Source organism: Micromonospora sp. DH14, from assembly GCF_029809455.1.
Taxonomy (GTDB): Bacteria; Actinomycetota; Actinomycetes; order Mycobacteriales; family Micromonosporaceae; genus Micromonospora; species Micromonospora parva.
Map to the genome: position 1 here is coordinate 584,034 of NZ_JARVKT010000001.1, position 16,228 is coordinate 600,261.

General features: G+C 71.2%; 19 protein-coding genes. 13 read left to right on the top strand and 6 right to left on the bottom strand.

From position 1 onward, the window contains the following. Positions 1 to 3: 3 nt before the first annotated feature. Positions 4 to 2,070: an intein-containing Rv2578c family radical SAM protein gene (locus tag QCZ28_RS02745; RefSeq protein ID WP_279515053.1), complete on the bottom strand. Its 2,067-nt coding sequence runs from the start codon at positions 2,068 to 2,070 to the stop codon at positions 4 to 6. A gap of 93 nt (positions 2,071 to 2,163) precedes the next feature. Between QCZ28_RS02745 and QCZ28_RS02750 the strand changes: the two genes are divergently transcribed. Then, positions 2,164 to 2,583, top strand: coding sequence for a DUF393 domain-containing protein (locus tag QCZ28_RS02750; protein ID WP_279515054.1), 420 nt, complete (start codon positions 2,164 to 2,166; stop codon positions 2,581 to 2,583). On the opposite strand, the gene QCZ28_RS02755 is transcribed toward QCZ28_RS02750, so the two are convergent. The 3 genes from QCZ28_RS02755 to trxA form a co-directional block, all read right to left on the bottom strand. Then, complete coding sequence (locus QCZ28_RS02755) at positions 2,547 to 3,524, bottom strand: HTTM domain-containing protein (RefSeq protein ID WP_279515055.1); 978 nt, start codon at positions 3,522 to 3,524, stop codon at positions 2,547 to 2,549. The two genes, QCZ28_RS02750 and QCZ28_RS02755, sit on opposite strands and share 37 nt — an antisense overlap. Then, positions 3,521 to 3,961, bottom strand: a complete 441-nt coding sequence (locus tag QCZ28_RS02760; RefSeq protein ID WP_279515056.1) for a hypothetical protein — start codon at positions 3,959 to 3,961, stop codon at positions 3,521 to 3,523. Before QCZ28_RS02760 ends, QCZ28_RS02755 begins: the two co-directional genes overlap by 4 nt. A 153-nt stretch (positions 3,962 to 4,114) precedes the next feature. Next, positions 4,115 to 4,477, bottom strand: a complete 363-nt coding sequence (gene trxA / locus QCZ28_RS02765; protein ID WP_030329190.1) for a thioredoxin — start codon at positions 4,475 to 4,477, stop codon at positions 4,115 to 4,117. A gap of 548 nt (positions 4,478 to 5,025) precedes the next feature. On the opposite strand from trxA, the gene QCZ28_RS02770 reads away from it, so the two are divergent. The 11 genes from QCZ28_RS02770 (at position 5,026) to QCZ28_RS02820 (ending at position 13,466) form a co-directional block, all read left to right on the top strand. Then, positions 5,026 to 5,541 (top strand): MaoC family dehydratase, encoded by a 516-nt coding sequence (locus tag QCZ28_RS02770; RefSeq protein WP_030329188.1) that lies wholly within the window; start codon positions 5,026 to 5,028, stop codon positions 5,539 to 5,541. Between the two features lie 93 nt (positions 5,542 to 5,634). Next, the gene (locus QCZ28_RS02775) at positions 5,635 to 6,171 is read left to right on the top strand and encodes a hypothetical protein (protein ID WP_279515057.1); all 537 of its coding nucleotides are present in this window, start codon (positions 5,635 to 5,637) and stop codon (positions 6,169 to 6,171) included. A gap of 51 nt (positions 6,172 to 6,222) precedes the next feature. After that, a complete protein-coding gene (locus QCZ28_RS02780) occupies positions 6,223 to 6,846 on the top strand; it encodes an RNA methyltransferase (RefSeq protein ID WP_279515058.1) in 624 nt (207 codons plus the stop codon). A gap of 79 nt (positions 6,847 to 6,925) precedes the next feature. Continuing rightward, positions 6,926 to 7,603: a DUF6758 family protein gene (locus QCZ28_RS02785; RefSeq protein ID WP_347815075.1), complete on the top strand. Its 678-nt coding sequence runs from the start codon at positions 6,926 to 6,928 to the stop codon at positions 7,601 to 7,603. Between the two features lie 116 nt (positions 7,604 to 7,719). Then, on the top strand, positions 7,720 to 7,878 hold the full coding sequence (locus tag QCZ28_RS02790; RefSeq protein WP_007455302.1) for a hypothetical protein: 159 nt from the start codon (positions 7,720 to 7,722) through the stop codon (positions 7,876 to 7,878). Positions 7,879 to 7,884: 6 nt separating this feature from the next. Beyond that, the gene (locus QCZ28_RS02795; protein WP_279515060.1) at positions 7,885 to 8,760 is read left to right on the top strand and encodes a PH domain-containing protein; all 876 of its coding nucleotides are present in this window, start codon (positions 7,885 to 7,887) and stop codon (positions 8,758 to 8,760) included. A gap of 103 nt (positions 8,761 to 8,863) precedes the next feature. Continuing rightward, positions 8,864 to 9,661, top strand: a complete 798-nt coding sequence (locus QCZ28_RS02800; protein ID WP_279515061.1) for a SigE family RNA polymerase sigma factor — start codon at positions 8,864 to 8,866, stop codon at positions 9,659 to 9,661. Next, on the top strand, positions 9,658 to 10,920 hold the full coding sequence (locus tag QCZ28_RS02805; protein ID WP_279515062.1) for a hypothetical protein: 1,263 nt from the start codon (positions 9,658 to 9,660) through the stop codon (positions 10,918 to 10,920). The genes QCZ28_RS02800 and QCZ28_RS02805 overlap by 4 nt, the downstream gene beginning before the upstream one ends. A gap of 53 nt (positions 10,921 to 10,973) precedes the next feature. Then, positions 10,974 to 11,846, top strand: coding sequence for a PHP domain-containing protein (locus tag QCZ28_RS02810; protein WP_279515063.1), 873 nt, complete (start codon positions 10,974 to 10,976; stop codon positions 11,844 to 11,846). Positions 11,847 to 11,887: 41 nt separating this feature from the next. After that, positions 11,888 to 12,502: a MarC family protein gene (locus QCZ28_RS02815; protein WP_279515064.1), complete on the top strand. Its 615-nt coding sequence runs from the start codon at positions 11,888 to 11,890 to the stop codon at positions 12,500 to 12,502. Positions 12,503 to 12,545: 43 nt separating this feature from the next. Beyond that, entirely contained in the window at positions 12,546 to 13,466 is a 921-nt protein-coding gene (locus QCZ28_RS02820; protein ID WP_279515065.1) for a PD-(D/E)XK nuclease family protein, read from the top strand. Positions 13,467 to 13,481: 15 nt separating this feature from the next. Here QCZ28_RS02820 and QCZ28_RS02825 read toward each other — a convergent pair whose 3' ends face one another. Then, positions 13,482 to 14,345 (bottom strand): oxygenase MpaB family protein, encoded by an 864-nt coding sequence (locus QCZ28_RS02825; RefSeq protein WP_279515066.1) that lies wholly within the window; start codon positions 14,343 to 14,345, stop codon positions 13,482 to 13,484. A gap of 70 nt (positions 14,346 to 14,415) precedes the next feature. After that, entirely contained in the window at positions 14,416 to 14,844 is a 429-nt protein-coding gene (locus QCZ28_RS02830) for a Fur family transcriptional regulator (protein ID WP_030329167.1), read from the bottom strand. Between the two features lie 201 nt (positions 14,845 to 15,045). Between QCZ28_RS02830 and QCZ28_RS02835 the strand changes: the two genes are divergently transcribed. Then, positions 15,046 to 15,528, top strand: coding sequence for a DUF2231 domain-containing protein (locus QCZ28_RS02835; protein WP_279515294.1), 483 nt, complete (start codon positions 15,046 to 15,048; stop codon positions 15,526 to 15,528). The last annotated feature ends 700 nt before the right edge of the window (positions 15,529 to 16,228 follow it).

Consider the following 16,228-nt stretch of genomic DNA (forward strand, 5'->3'; position numbering starts at 1 on the left):
CGATTACAGCAGTGTCAGCTGCTCGGCTGCCGACGGTGGCGGCGGCCCGGGCAGGGTGCGGTTGTCGCCCCGCTCCCCGCGGTGCAGCCCGTGCCGGCGGGAGGCGATCCGCACCCGCGCGGTCAACTCCCGCTGGTACGCCTGCGGGGCGTACGCACCGGCCCGGTAGAGCTCGCGGTAACGGGGCACGAGGTGCGGGTGCTCGCGGGCGAGCCAGTGCGCGTACCACTCCCGGGCGCCGGGACGCAGGTGCAGGGGCAGGGCGGTCACGCTGGTCGCACCGGCGGCGGCGATCGCCGACACGGTGGCCTCGATCGACTCGTCGCTGTCGCTGAGGCCGGGCAGGATCGGGGCCATCAGCACGCCGACGGAGAAACCCGCGTCGGTGAGCGCCCGGACGGCGTCCAACCGGCGGCGGGGGTGCGGTGTGCCCGGCTCGACGGTGCGCCAGAGGTGCTCGTCGACGAACCCCACCGAGAACGAGATGCCCACCGTTGTCACCTCGGCGGCCTGACGCAGCAGCGGCAGGTCGCGCAGGATCAGCGTGCCCTTGGTGAGGATCGAGAACGGGTTGGCGAAGTCCCGCAGGGCGGCGATGATCTGCGGCATCAGCCGGTAGCGGCCTTCGGCGCGCTGGTAACAGTCCACGTTGGTGCCCATCGCCACGTGCGCGCCCCGCCATTTCGGCGCGGCCAGCTCCCGCCGGACCAGCTCGCCGGCGTTGACCTTGACGATCACCTTCCGGTCGAAGTCCGCACCAGCGTCGAGATCGAGGTAAGTATGAGTATTTCTCGCGAAACAGTTGTGGCTGACCACCCCGTTGGCGATGAAGTCCCCGGTGCCAGTGGTGATGTCCCAGAGTGGCAGTTCGAGCCCGAGTGCCTCAATGCCGACAACCTTGAGCGCGCCCTGATGCTTCAGCGCGCCACCCTCGATTGACCGCTTCCGACTGATGGCTGGGTCGGTCAGGTGGAAGAACCGGAGCCGGGCGGCGAGGCCGCCGGTCAGCCTGATCGCCCGCACGCGGTTGGGTCGGCCGTGATCCTCTTGCACGCAGGCGAAACCGAAGTGGCCAAGTGCTGCCGTCGTCTGGTCGAGGATGGCGTCGTCGCTGTTGCTAATGCGCAGTACGCCTCTGCTGCAACTGCCCTCCGCGTCAAAGATCCCGGCCAGGAAGCCAAGCCGCCAGTCGTCGCTGGGCTCGACCGGCCAGCGGATAAGCCCACTGATCGTCTCGATGTCCCGCTGCTTCGAGGTGCGGATGGCGGTCATCGCACGTCGCGTGGTGCTGACCTGCGCGAAGGTGAAACGCTGCGTTGTGATCCCTTCGAGGGCGAGGTACCGCTCACTGCGGCTCAATGCCTCGTCATCGGCCAACGCCAGCCGGAACCGGTGCACCGTCCCATAGGAGTACGAGAACGTGCCCAGGTGCGCGTCTCCGCGGATCATTCCGCAGAGGTAGCCCCGGCGGTAGTCGAGTGACTCCTTGGGCCCGTTGGCGAACCGACCGGTGCCGATCAGGCGGTTGTTGGTGGTCAGATGAGGGCGCCGGGCGTTGCCGTGCATGGACCCGGTGACGTACTTCCAGCCACGTTCAGAGAGGAATCGGTGGTCCCCGCTGGCGATAAGGGTCGTGCCGTCTTCCAGGCTGACCCGGTAGGCCGGCTTCACCGTGGACCACTTGTCGAGGACTGTGGTGATCACGTATCGGCGGTAGCTGCCCCGTCGCTCGGTCCCGTAGATGCGGTCGCCCGGCTCCAGTTCGCTGATCGGTTTCGTGCGACCGTCGGCCATCAGGATCGGGGTATCCGCGCCCAGGCAGTAGACACAGGCATGAGAACAGCCCCGGTATGGGTTGATCGTCCACTCGAACGGGACGCGGGACTGCCCGGGCACCCGGTTGAGGATGGACTTGGCCTGCACCTCGTAGAAGGTCATCCCGGCGAACTCGGGGGTGTCGAAGGTGCGGGCGACGGCGCCGGGCAGCGCCAGCGGCAGGGGTGGCGTCGCTGGCGCTGCCCGCTCGGGGTCTCCCTCGACCGGGGGAGCGGTGAGGTTGTCCCAGCGCATGGGCATTATTCGAACACGTGTACGAGGCGAGCGCAAGTGACCCGCCGTACACCGGTGGGCGTCCGGGCGGTCGGAGAGGGGAGGATGGACGCCATGGAGACGTCGACCTTCGTCTACGACGGGGACTGCGCGTTCTGCACGAGCTGCGCGCAGTTCATCGAGCGCCGCATCCCCACCACCGCCCGGGTGGTGCCGTGGCAGTTCGCCGACCTGGACGCGCTCGGCCTCACCGTGGCCGAGTGCGAGGAGGCCGTGCAGTGGGTCGGCGCGGACGGCGCGCGTGCCGCCGGCCCGGACGCCATCGCGAAGCTCCTCGCCGCGAGTGGTCCGCTCTGGCGGGGCGCCGGTGCCGGCCTGCGGATCCCTCCGGTACGGGCCGCGGCCTGGCCGGTGTACCGCTGGGTGGCGCGTAACCGGCACCGCCTGCCGGGAGGCACCGCGGCCTGTTCCCTGCCGCAGGAGGCGCGGGAGCGGCTCTACGGCCCGGCGGGTCGCCCGAGCACCGGAGCCTGATCGTCGAACGCCTGTTCCGCCCCGGCTCCCACCGGACCCCGGTCGGGCGGCACCGGCCCGGTGTCGGTGTCCGCCGGGCTCGCCTCCGAGGCGTCCGTCGGCGCCGAACCGGACGTGCCGCGGCCGACGAGCCGACGGGCCCAGACCAGCGGGCGTACCCGTTCCAGCGGTAGGAAGCTGGTCATCGCGGCCAGGTGCGGTGCGAACGAGATCGTGATGGTCGCGATGGTGACCGCGTGGAACGAGTAGAAGAAGCCGACCATGGCGAGTCGCCAACGGGGTGGCAGCAGGAAGACCACCGGGCTCAGCAGCTCGAACGCCACGATGCCGAACTGGGCGACGATGAGCAGGTACGGCACCTGGGCGATCAGGTCCGCCAGGTCGGTGCCGCGCCGGATGATCGCGCGGGCCAGGACCGAGCCGGTCAGCCAGTCCAGACCGCCGAAGCGCAGCTTGGCGAAGGCGGCCAGGAAGTACGTGCAGATCACCGCGATCTGGGTGACGCGCAGGGCCCAGCCGCCGGCCTCGGTGCGGGTGGTGTCGCCGTGGCGGGCGCGACCGGCGGTGGGCAGCACGGCCAGCGCGACGAGCAGCCCGAACCGGTCGTGGTCGACCTTCCCGTAGCTCATCGCGATGATCATCCACTCCAGGTACAGCGCGCACACCGCCCAGCCGAGCAGTCGGGGCGCCCGTCCGGTGGCGGCGAGGAGGGCGAGCAGCAGCAACGCCCAGAAGATCACCGTCACCAGCGTCTCGGTCGGCGTCGGCAGTGGGAGCAGGCGGCCGATCAGGAGCGGTTGGTACAGGTCACCGGGCACGCTGACCCGGGTGCGTACCCAGGGGGTGAAGATCACCAGGTCGGCGGCGACGAACAGGTAGATCAGGGTGCGGAACGCGGCCACCCGGCCCCGGGGCACCGCCTCGGTCAACCAGCGGCTCATCGGGCGGCCTGCCAGCGGACGACCGTCTCATCGGTGTGCTCACCGGTCGGTCGGCCGGCACGAATGCCGTGCCAGCGGATGACGATGCGGACCTCGACCAGCGCGGGGGCGTCCGGGTGGCGTTCGGCGTACGCGTCTGCGACCTCGGTGAGCAGCGTCGGGTCGGCGGCGTATCGGGCCTGCTGACCCTCGATCTCGGCGCGGCGGATGCCGGTCGCGTTCTGGTCGAGGTCGATCACCGTCCCGGAGGCGTTCACCCCCTCGACGCGGGTGTCGGGCGCGGGTGCGTTCGGCGGGTTCGAGGTGGAGTACATCCGGAACGGGCCGAACGGGAAGTCGTCGTCGCTGCCCCAGAACGTGCCGACGACGAGCAGGACGAGACCCAGTGCGGTCACGCCCAGCCGGGTCACGCGCCCGCGGGTGGTCAGGTTCTCCATCGGGTCGTGACGATACGGGATGTACCGACTGCTTCGGGTCCCTCCGACGGCCAGTTCGGCCTGACCAGGCAGGTGATCATGCGCGGGCGGTGGGGGTACGACGAAGGCCGGGCCCGTGTCGGGCCCGGCCTCGCGTGTCGTCAGTGGGACGACTCAGTGGTTGTGCTCGGCCAGCTGCTTGCGGACGTCGTCCATGTCCAGCGCCTCGACCTGCTCGATCAGGTTCTCCAGTGCGGACTCGGGCAGGGCGCCCGGCTGGGCGAAGACGATGACGCCGTCCCGGATCGCCATGATCGTCGGGATCGAGCGGATGTCGAACTTGGCGCCCAGCTCCTGCTGAGCCTCGGTGTCGACCTTCCCGAAGACGATGTTCTGGTGCTTCTCCGAGGAGCGCTCGTAGACCGGGGCGAACCGCTTGCACGGACCACACCAGTCGGCCCAGAAGTCGACCAGGACGATGCCGTCGTTGCCGGTCACCTCGTCGAAGTTCGCCGAGGTCAGCTCAACGGTTGCCATTGCACTCTCCGATCACCGCGGTTTATCTACGTCCCGTAGAACCAGGGCTGACCGTATCGAATTCCCGGGCGGTGGGGCACGAAACGTGCTCAGGGCTGCCGGGGGGCGCTGCGGGTCATCGACGTACGTCTGTTCACACCCGAGCTGCGGAACGCAAGTGCACGACGCACTTGCGTGACCTGCGGTGATGGGAGCGTTTCCAAGGAGATCCACCCGATTGAGCACTACGAATCGGTAACTTGGGCATTGACAAGGAGGTATCCGGCCTGCGGAGATCGCTGATCAACCTCCGATTGGTGACGGAGAGTAATGTTACAAAAAGATAAATGTGACCGCGATCTCTGTTGAACCTACGCAGGCGTAGGGCAGAATTCCTCACATCAGAGCGTGGGCGGCGGGTGCCGGGGAGGGCCCCGCCGCTCATTGCGTCTCCCCCCGGGCGTGTGGCAGGTGTGACATTTCCGCCGCCGCCGCGCCCCGCCGGTCGCCTTAACCATCGGTAAGGCATGCTGTGCCGAACTCCATCGCCGCCCGTCGAAGGGACCAGCATGCAGTTCGGTCGCTACTACGAGGAGTTCGAGGTCGGCGCGGTCTACCGGCACTGGCCGGGCAAGACCGTGACCGAGTACGACGACCACCTCTTCTGCCTGCTCACCATGAACCACCACCCGCTGCACATGGACGCGCACTACGCCGCGACGGCCAGCCAGTTCAAGCGCAACGTCGTGGTCGGCAACTACATCTACTCGCTGCTGCTCGGCATGTCGGTGCCGGACGTGAGTGGCAAGGCGATCGCCAACCTGGAGGTCGAGTCGCTACGGCATGTCGCGCCGACCTTCCACGGCGACACCATCTACGGCGAGACCACGGTGCTGGACAAGCGGGAGTCCGGCTCGAAACCCGACCGGGGCGTGGTGTCCGTGGAGACGCGCGGCTACAACCAGGACGGCACGATGGTCTGCGTCTTCCGGCGCAAGGTCATGGTCCCCAAGCGGGAGTACGCGGAAGCTGCGGTGCCCGACGGCGTGGACCCCGAGCGGCCCAGCTTCCCCGAGCCGCGCTGACCGTCGCGGCGGGCTCGACCGTCGCCGGACACCGGGCTCCTTCCCTGACCGCGGGTCTGCTGGGGAAGGGGCCCGGCGCCCGTCTCGGGGCTTATGCTGACGCCGGAGGTTCCGATGAGCCACTCCGTAGCGGGAGAGCCGTCCTCTGCCGGCCGCCGAGTCACGCCCTTGACCACCGCTGTCTACTCCGCCGCCGAGTGGGATCTGCTCACCAGCCTGCCCGGCCGGGTTCTCGTGGCCGCCGCGGCGCCCGGTCCCGGCCGGATCGAGCGTGGGGTCACGGCGGGCCTGGCCGGCCTGGACGCCGTGGCCGCCGGCCGGGCCTCCGACAGTGACCTGGTCCGCGCGGTGGTCGCCGCGATCTACGCCCGCCACGACGGCGCCCCGCAACCCGCCGAGCGGCTGACCGATCTGGTGGACCTGCTGGCCGCCTGTCGGGCGGCGAGCCGGGTCCTCCGCCGGGGGGCCGACCCGGCCGACTCGGCCGCGTACCGCCAGTGGGTGCAGTCGGTCGCGGCCCGGGTCTGTCGCGCGGTGCCCGGCGCCGGCGGGCGTCGGGTGGACCCACCGGCCAGCCCGGCGGACCGGCGCTTCCTGGACCGGCTCGGTGCCGCCCTCGACCTGGGCTGACCGGCAGGTCGTCGCGGCCGGCGCCGACGCGGTCCGTACCCTCTGATGACCGTGACCGACGACCAGCTTGAGGTGGGCGTGGGCCCCTGGCCGGGGGACCCACCGGACGACCCCCGTTACGACCCGCAGCTACTGGCTGAGGGGGATCGGCGCAATGTCGTCGACCGCTACCGCTACTGGCGGCACGAGGCGATCGTCGCCGACCTGGACCGGCACCGGCACGGCTTCCACGTCGCGATCGAGAACTGGCAGCACGACTTCAACATCGGCACTGTGGTGCGCAACGCCAACGCGTTCAACGCGGCCGAGGTGCACATCGTGGGACGACGACGGTGGAACCGGCGCGGCGCGATGGTGACCGATCGGTACCAGCACGTACGGCACCACGAGACGATCGAGGAGTTCGTCGCCTGGGCGGCCGGGCGGCAGCTGCCGGTGTTCGGCATCGACAACCTGCCCGGGTCGCGTCCGCTGGAGACCGGCACCCTGCCACGGGACTGCGTGCTGCTGTTCGGTCAGGAGGGGCCCGGCCTCTCCGCGCCGGCCCGCGCCGCGTGCGACCAGCTCTACTCCATCGCCCAGTACGGCTCGACGAGGTCGATCAACGCCGGCGTGGCCAGCGGAATCGCGATGCACGCCTGGATCCGCGCGCACGCCGGCACGCCGCCGGACTGACCCACGTACGGTGCCGAATCGGACGTTCGGGCTTGACGTGCCGCCGGTCCGGGGAGACGGTGGGGATGTGAGTGTCGCGGTGAGTTGTCCGAGATGCGGGGGCCCGGTACGGGCGCCGGATCTGATGAACACCGACTCAAGGTGTGTGCACTGCGGCCCGGTGCCGCCGCTGCACGTGCCCGAGCACATCGGAGCGGAGATCGTGGCGAGCGTGGTGGAACGGATCGCCGCGACCGCCGAACCGCCGGTGACGCCGTTGTGGTGCCCGTGGCCGCTGCCGCCCGGTTGGACACTCACCGGAGTGGCGTACGCCGGGGACGACCGGACGGGAGTGCGGGCGACAGCGTTGGCCTGCGCGGGCCCGGCGCCACTCGGCGGTGGTCCGGCCGATCTGGTCTTCGTGGCCGAGGAACCCGGTGTGGGCCTGGGCACCCGACTCGCCGGTCTGACCGGCCCGGATCCGGGACCGGAGTTGGTCGACGCGCTGACCGACCCCGGGTCGGGCCATCCTGACCACGTCGGACAGGCGAAGATCAAGGTCGGCGGGCACCCCACTCCACTGTGGTTGGTGAATTCGCCAACGGATCGAAGCGCGTACGCCGGCGAGGCTCGGGGAATGTGGCTACATGCGATAGCCTGGCCGGCGAGTGCGGGTCACCTGCTCGCGGAAGATGTCGTGCTACACGACCTGACCGAGTGGACTCCGCCCGAGCTCGTGTACGGCGCACCGTCCCCGTATCTACCCGGGAGAGCTTGACAACTCTCCCGGATTGACGGAGAACGGACGCAGATATTCACTGTACGACACCACACTGATACTCTGGGTGCCGCTGCGGTAATGGGACCCGGCGCCGCGCGAGAGGATGGCCCGCCATGGTCAAGAAGGTCCTCACCTGGGCCGGAATCGCATTCTTGATCTTCTTCGTCGCCTATCGGCCAAACTCTGCGGCGGACGTGTTCAAGTCGCTCGGCGGCGGGATCATGGATATCGCCCAGGGCTTTGGCGACTTCTTCACCAGCCTCGTCGCCTAGCCGCCGATGGGCAGCCCCTCCGGTCCACCCTTCGACCCGGACGACCCCGACCGGGAGCGCCGCGAGCGCGACACCGAGCCGATCCCGCGGGTCGGGCCAGATGACGGCCCGGATTACGGGGCCGGTCCCGGCCTGTCCGACGGTCCGTCCCTTTCGGACGACGTCGGCTACGGCGACGGGCCCGGCTATGCCGGTCAGGGTCGTTCCGGTCGGGGATGGATCCGGGATCCGGAGGCCGGTTACCAGCCGCCGCAGATCTCCGAGGACGAGCTGGCCGGGTTGCGCGCCGACGCGACCGGCTCGACCCCCCGGCGGGTGCTGCCACTGGAAGACGAGCCCAGCTCGTTGGTGGCGCGCTACCTCTTCCCCACCGAGCGCTACCGCGGCGAGTGGAAGCGGCACTGGATCCACCTCACCAACCCGCTGTTGATCGGCATCGCGGCGACCTTCGTGCTCGGCTACCTCTCCGGCTTCCTCGCCGGCCAGGACGTCGGCGCGCTGACCACCATCGCCGTGCTGCTCTGGTTCGCGGTGATGGGGTGGGTGGCGTGGAAGGTCGCGGACTGGTGGTATGACCGTTTCATCCTGACCAACAAGCGGGTCATGGTGGTCAACGGCATCGTCACCCGCAAGGTGGCGATGATGCCGCTGGTCCGGGTCACCGACATGAAGTACGAGCAGACCCCGACCGGCCGGGCGCTCAACTACGGCACCTTCGTGCTGGAGTCCGCCGGTCAGGAGCAGGCGCTCCGCGAGATCAAGAACCTACCCAACCCGAACGAGCTCTACCTGCGCGTCGTCGAGGAGATGTACGAGCCGCAGGCGGTCGAGGCGCGGCTCGGCAAGGAAGCCGACGAGGCCAAGGCCGACGACGGCGCGTGAAGGTTTTTGACCGAACATCGGAGCAAGTGCGCACCTTTCGTCATGGACCGAAGCGCCTCTGACGTGGCACTCTGCCAGGACAGCAGGGGTGCGGAGGTGAGCGGTGGCGAGCAAGGACTCGTTGGAGGAGCAGTTCCGCGAGTTCGTCGCGGCCCGCTCCGCCGCGCTCCTACGCACCGCCTACCTGCTCACCGGGGACTGGGCCACCGCCGAAGACCTGCTCCAGACGGCGCTGACCAAGACCTACCTGGCGTGGAAGCGGCTCGGCGGGATCGAGGCCGTCGAGCCGTACGCCCGACGTGTGATGGTCAACACCTCGACCAGTTGGTGGCGGCGGCGCTGGCACGGCGAACGCCCGACCGAGGTGCTACCCGAGCGCGCCGGTGTCGACGAGATCGAGCAGCAACTTGACCGTGACCTGCTCTGGCGGCACCTCCGGCAGCTACCCAACCGGCAGCGGGCAGTGCTGGTGCTGCGCTACTACGAGGACATGACCGAGGCGCAGACCGCCGCGCTGCTCGACATCTCACCGGGCACGGTGAAGAGCCAGACGTCCCGGGCGCTGGCCACGCTGCGGCGACGGCTCGGCGCGGACGCACCAGAACTCGCTGCCGCCGGCTTCGCCGGCCGGTCTGCTGCCGCCGGCCCATCTCCTGCTGCCGGGAGCCGATCGGGCGCGACGCGTGCCGCCGGCCGGACGACGGGCCCGGACGCCCGGACCGGGCAGCCCTCGGCCACCGATGCCACCGCCGCACCCAGGCCGGGGCGGTCGACCGGCCGGCCCGCGCCCCGCCCGGCCGCTCCGCGCCCCGCCGCGCCCCGTGCGATCACCCCGCAGGTCGTGCTGCCCACCGCCCCGGCGGCCGTGCCCGTCGGCACGGGCTCCGGGGAGCAGCAGTGATTGAACTCCCCGGCCGGCCCGACAACCTGACGGACGTCCCGCCGCGTTCATACCAGGTGCGGCCTGACGAGCTGGAAGGTGCGGTGCGGGAGACCCTCTCGCACCAGGTCGCGCGTACCCGCCCACTGAGCGTCGATCCGGCGGGCCAGGCCATCCGCCGCGCGAACCGGATCCGGCGTCGACGCGCCGCAGCCGGCGTCGCCCTCGCCGCTGTCACCACGGTGCTGCTCAGCGCCGGCATCGCCCAGCTCGGTGCCGAGACCAGCCGGGACGGGGCCCCCATCGTGGTGATCGGTGACCCGGGCCCGACCAACCGACCGCTCCCGAAGGACAGCATTCCCGGCTCCGTCCCCTCGCCCGAGACGTCGGCCGCTCCGCCCGCCGGCGAGACGCTGGTCAGCGCCGCTGGGCGGCGACTCGTACTGCCCGACGTCGGGCCGGCCGAACGCGCCCAGCCGCTGCCCAGCGGCAAGGGTTGGCTGGTGGTCGGCACGCCGACCACCGCGGGGCGCTCCCTGTGGGTGGTGCAGGACGACGGCCTGGTGCAGGTGCTGCTGGCCGGAGCGGGCGGGATCGTGCTGGCCCCGGACAGCCTCCAGGTCGCCTGGCGCGACGGCGGCGACCTGCTGGTGGCGGGCGTGGTCGGCACCCAACTCATCGGGGCGGTGCGCACCCCGGTGCCGGCGGGGGCGGAGCCCGTCCGATTCGTCGCCGACAGCGTGCTGGTCCGCCTCGACCCGACCGGCGCCGGTCACACCCTCTGGCGGCCCGGTGCGGGGCCGCTGCCCGACTCCCTCGACCGCAAGAGCCTCAACGTCTACGGGCAGCTGCCCGACGGGCAGCTCGTCGGCCAGGTCGCCACCACCGATGCCAGCCGGACCTGCCTCGCCCTGCTCGCCCCGACACGGCGCCTGGAGCAGGTACGCACCGGTTGCGGTCCCGACCTGAGTCAGGACGGCGTCGGCGGGGTCTCGCCGGACGGGCGGTGGCTGCTGGTGAACGGCCGGGTCGGCGGGACCGACCGGTCCCTGCTGGTCGACCTGCAACGGCTCGGGTCGGCGGCGACCGCAGTGGCGGCCGGGCCGCCGATGACCGGGGTGGTCATCTGGGTCGACGGAACCAACGCCTCCTACCTCGACGGCACCGGTCAGCTGGTCCAGCTCGACGTCGGCCAGGTGCGGGCGGGAAAGCCCGCCGGCCCCGCCGCGGTGCCCGGCGTGTCAACCGGTGACCAGCCGATCCTGGTGAAGGGCTTCTGACCCCGGGCGACCCATGTGAGCCGGGCTCGCTGTTTCCTCGGTAGCGTCGAGCGGTGACCTCGCGTACCGGCTCCGCCCTCCGGATCGACCTGCACGCCCACTCGACGGCCAGCGACGGCACGCTGACCCCGGCCGAGCTGGTCGGCGCGGCCTTCGACGCCGGGCTGGACGTGCTGGCGATCACCGACCACGACACCACCGCCGGCTGGGCGCCGGCCGTGGACGCACTGCCGCCGGGGCTGCGTCTGGTCCGCGGCGCCGAGTTGTCGTGCCGCTGGTCCGGCGCGCAGCCGGCGGTGCCGCTGCACCTGCTCGCGTACCTGTTCGATCCGGAGCATCCGGAGCTGGTGGCCGAGCTGGCCCGCGTCCGGGCCGCCCGGGAAGAGCGCGGCGAACGGATGGTCGCCCTGTTGCGGGCCGACGGCATCGACGTGAGCTGGCCGGACATCCTGGCTGGCGCGGGTGGCGGCACGGTGGGGCGTCCGCACCTCGCGCAGGCGCTCATCCGCGCCGGCCTGGTCGACAGCGTCCGGGAGGCGTTCGGCCCGAACTGGCTGGGCGAGCGGTACCGGCTGCCCAAGGAGGACATCGACGTGTTCCGGGCCGTCCGACTGGTCCGGGCGGCCGGAGGGGTGCCGGTCTTCGCCCACCCGCGCGCCACCCGACGTGGCCGGGTGGTGCCCGACGAGCTGATCGCCGAACTGGCTGCCGCCGGGCTCGCCGGGCTCGAGGCCGACCACGAGGACCACAGCCCGGCCGAGCGGGAACACGTGCGGGCGCTCGCCGCCGAGTTGGGGCTGTTCGTCACCGGTTCCTCGGATTTTCACGGCACCCACAAGACCGTTCAGCTCGGCGCGTTCAGCACCGGCGTCGAGGCGTACGAGCGGATCGTCGCCGACGGGGTGACCGAGGTCGCTTCGGGCTGATCCGGGTATTTCGCCCATCGCGGCGCGGCTAGTTTGATCACGTGGATCTGAAGCTGTTCGGCGAGGTTTTCGTGACCCTGCTGGTGATCACCGACCCGCCGGGCATGATGCCGATCTTCCTGGCGTTGACCGGCCCGCTGCCCGCCCGCGACCGCAACCGGGCCGCCTGGCAGGCCGTCGCGTTGGCGCTCGGCGTCATCGTGATCTTCGCGGTGGCGGGGCAGACCCTGCTCGACTACCTGCACGTGGATTTGCCGGCCCTGCAGGCAGCCGGTGGGTTGCTGCTGGTGCTCGTCGCCCTGGAACTGCTGACCGGCAAGGCCGACGACCCCAGTCAGCAGGTCACCTCCAACATCGCGCTGGTGCCACTGGGCACGCCGCTGCTGGCCGGCCCGGGCGCCATCGTGGCCACCATGCTCTTCGTCCAACAGGCCGACGGGGTGGGGGAGTTCAGCGCCATCGCCGTCGCGATCCTCGCCGTGATGGTCGCCGTCTGGATCGTCCTGCGCTTCTCCGGTGGCATCGTGAAGATCCTCCGGCCGGGCGGGATCGAGGTGCTGACCCGGATCGCCGGCCTGCTGCTGGCCGCGATCGCCGTGCAGCTCATCGCCGACGCGGTGGCCGCATTCGTGACGCAGTACGTGAACATGACCTGACGGCACGCGCGCGATGTCGGGGGCGGATGGCAGGATCGCAGGCGTGCGACGATCCTCATCAGCAGGGCGGCCGGCGGCCGGCGGCCGGGCCCCTCGGCAGCGGGCCGGCGACGCCGAGCAGCTCGGCTTCGAGGGCATGCCGGAGCGGCTGTTCGTCTGCACCCCGAGCAAACTCGGCGCGTACGCGGACTGCCCGCGTCGCTACCGCTACTCCTACGTCGACCGGCCCGCCCCACCCAAGGGCCCGCCGTGGGCGCACAACTCGCTGGGCGCCAGCGTGCACACCGCCCTGAAGAACTGGTACGCGCTGCCCGCCGACCGGCGGCGCCCCGAGGCGTTGGCCACGCTGCTCAAGGGCACCTGGGTCCGCGAGGGCTACCGCGACGACGAGCAGGAGCGGGCCGCCTACCGGCGGGCGTTGGGGTGGCTCGAGGCGTACGTCGAAACGCTGGAACCGGATTCCGACCCGCTCGGTGTGGAACGGGTGGTCGCGGTCAAGACCGCCGTGTTGGCGTTCAACGGCCGCGCCGACCGGATCGACTCGCGGCCCGGGCCGGAAGGGCCGGAGCTGGTCATCGTCGACTACAAGACCGGTCGCAGCGGGCTGGACGCGGACGACGCCCGGGGCTCGCAGGCGCTGGCGCTCTACGCGTACGCCGCCGAGCGGGTGTTCCGCCGACCGTGCCGCCGGGTGGAGTTACACCACCTACCGACCGGAACGGTCGCCGGCCACGACCACACCGTCGAATCGCTGGCCCGACAGCTGACCCGTGCGGAAGAGACAGCCCGCGACATCATGGCCGCCGAACGGGCGGTCGCCGACGGCGCCGACGCGGACGAGGCGTTCCCGGTGGCGCCCAGCCCACGCTGTGGCTGGTGCGACTTCCGGCGGCACTGCCCGGCGGGCGCGCAGGTCCCGGGCAAGGAGCCGTGGGCGGCCATGGACCGGCCCGCCGACGGTTGATCTCCGCCGGTCCGGTCAGCCGGCCAGCGAGGCGGCGGCGTGCCGCGCGGCCCGCTCCTTGGCCGCCTGTATCAACGGCCCCTCCAGGTAGCGGCGGGGGACGGCGGCGAACGCCAGCCGCAGCGCGCGCACCGTCAGGTCCGCCGACATTGCTGTAGTCGGTAGGCCGAGACCCCCGTACATCCGGCGCGCCCACGTCGGCAGCAGCGCGAACGCCGTGCCGGCGATCCCCAGGTACGCCCAGCGCGGCGGGCCCAGCGTGAGCCCCAACCGGACCGGCAGGCTGAGCTTCCACGGCAGCGGCGGGGCGGTGAGGAACACCGCCGTCTCGGCGGCCTCCCGGGTCATCCGCAACTGTGGCCGTACCGCCGCGTAGTAGTCAGCGACCTCGGCGGCGGTGCCCGGGACGGTGGCCGGGTCCAGACCGACCAGGGCGGCGGCGCGCCGCTGCTCGGTGTAGTAGCCGTCCACCTCGTCGTCGCTCAGCGGCAGCCCGGCCCGGCGGGCCGTGCTCAGGAACGACTCGACCTCCGTCACGTGCACCCAGCGCAGCAGGTCCGGGTCGTCGATCCGGAACTCCTCACCGGTACGCGGGTCGGTGGCCCGCAGCCGGTCGTGCACGCGGCGCAGCCGGGCCCCGGCGGCCTGCGCCTCGGCGGTGGTGCCGTAGACGGTGGTCGCCACGTAGGTGGCGGTGCGGATCAGTCGCCCCCACGCGTCGGTGCGGTAGTTGCTGTTCTGTGCGACCCCGGCCATGGCCAGTGGGTGCAACGCCTGCAGGTAGAGCGAGCGCAGGCCGGCGACGATCAGGATCGGCTCCTCGTGCACCTTCCACGTGACCGAACCCGGACCGAAGAGGCCGAGGTCATCGCTGTCCACCGCTCAAGACTGCCACGCTCGGATCGACCCCGCCGCGCACGTGCCGTCGGTGCCGCGCCCGGAGCACCGGTCAGACGTCGGCGGAGCGGCGGGCCCGGCAGTCCGGGCAGAGGCCCCAGAAGGTCACTTCAGCCTCGTCCACCTCGAACCCGTGCGCGATGTTCGGCTCCAGGCACGGGGCGCTGCCCACCGCGCAGTCGATGTCGGCGATCTCACCGCAGCCCCGGCAGACCACGTGGTGGTGGTTGTCGCCCACGCGCGCCTCGTAGCGGGCGGGACTGCCGGCCGGCTCGATCCGGCGCGCCAACCCGGCCCGCGACAGCGCGCCCAGCACGTCGTAGACCGCCTGGGTGGAGACCGAGTCGAGCCGTTCACGGACCCGGCGGGTGATCTCGTCGACCTCCAGGTGGCCGCCGCCGGCCAGCACGTCGAGCACCGCGAGGCGTGGCCGCGTCACCCGCAGGCCCCTCGACCGCAGCAGCTCCTCGGTACCGGACATTCGCCAATGACAGCACGCCCGGCCTGCATCGACAACCGTCGCATGCTGCGGGTGGCCACCGACACAGCCAGGCAAGATCGGAAGTACGGCCCGCAGGATGAACCCGATCGACCCGGCGCGCGTGTGTCCGATCGAGAGCCGGGGGACGATCGGCGGACCGTAGGCTGACCGCCCCTGACCATGATCCACCTGGAGGGTTCGATGTTCGAGGAGATCCTGGGTCTACCGGTACACGTCCTGGTGGTCCACGCGGTAGTCGTCTTCGTGCCGCTGCTGGCGGTGCTCGCCGTCGCGTACGTGGGGCTGCCGCGGTGGCGCAGCCGGCTGGACTGGGCCCTGGGCCTCCTCGCCGTGGCCGCGCCGGTGACCGCCTACGTCGCGGTCAAGTCGGGTGAGGCGCTCACCGACGCGCTGGTGGCCCGCGGCTTCCAGGGACCGATCCTCGACCAGATCTTCGAGCACTCCCGCTACGGCGACATCCTGTTCCGCATCGTGCTGCCGCTCGGGATCGTGGCCATCCTGCTGCTCGTGGCGACAAGTGAACATCCCCGGGTGCCGCAACTGCCCGCGCTGGTCACCCCGGTACTGGCGGTAGCGGCAGTGGCCCTTGCCATCGCCGCCCTGGTCTACGTCTACCTGACCGGCCACTCCGGCGCTGAGACGGTGTGGGGCACCACCCTCTAAGAGATCTTGGACACTTTCCGTTCGGTGACGGAAACTGTCCAAGATCTCGTGAGGGGATAGGTGCGAGATGGATTCTGGGGTTGGGGGCCGTGGCTGTGCGGCGGTACAACACCAGGACCGGCGACTTCACCGCGGTCCAGCTCGCCGAGGACCTCCAACAGGGCACGAGCTGCTGACCCTCTGGTGTGCGCCCCAGAACTACGGCCGCTGAGTCGCGGCCCCGCTGAGCTGCGTCCCTCTGGCCCGCGGCTCCTGGTCTGCGGCTCCTGGTCTGCGGCTCCTGGTCTGGGGCTGCCGGGCTGCTGTCCGGGGGCGGGCATCAGAAAATCACTCGCGAGCAGAGCAGGCAGAGCAGAACCAGCAGCACCACGCCTGCCGCCGCGCCGAAGCCGTAGGTGACCCGCTGCGAACGCTGCTCGGCCGCGTCCAGGTCGACCATGTCCTGCGGGGGCAGTTGCCGCGGCGGCGCCGGCTGCAGATGTACGGGCGGACGCCAACCCGCCGGCGGCGGCACGCTCTGCGGCGGGCCGGAGTACCCACCGGGAGCGTGCCCGGCCGGTGGTGGTCCGGCATGTCCGGCCGGTGGTGGTCCGGCGTGTCCGGCCGGTGGTGGTCCGGCGTGTCCGGCTGGTGGTGGTCCGGCCTGGCCGACTGGTGGTGGGACGGCGTGTCCGCTGGGAGTGCTGTCCGGCGACGTGGG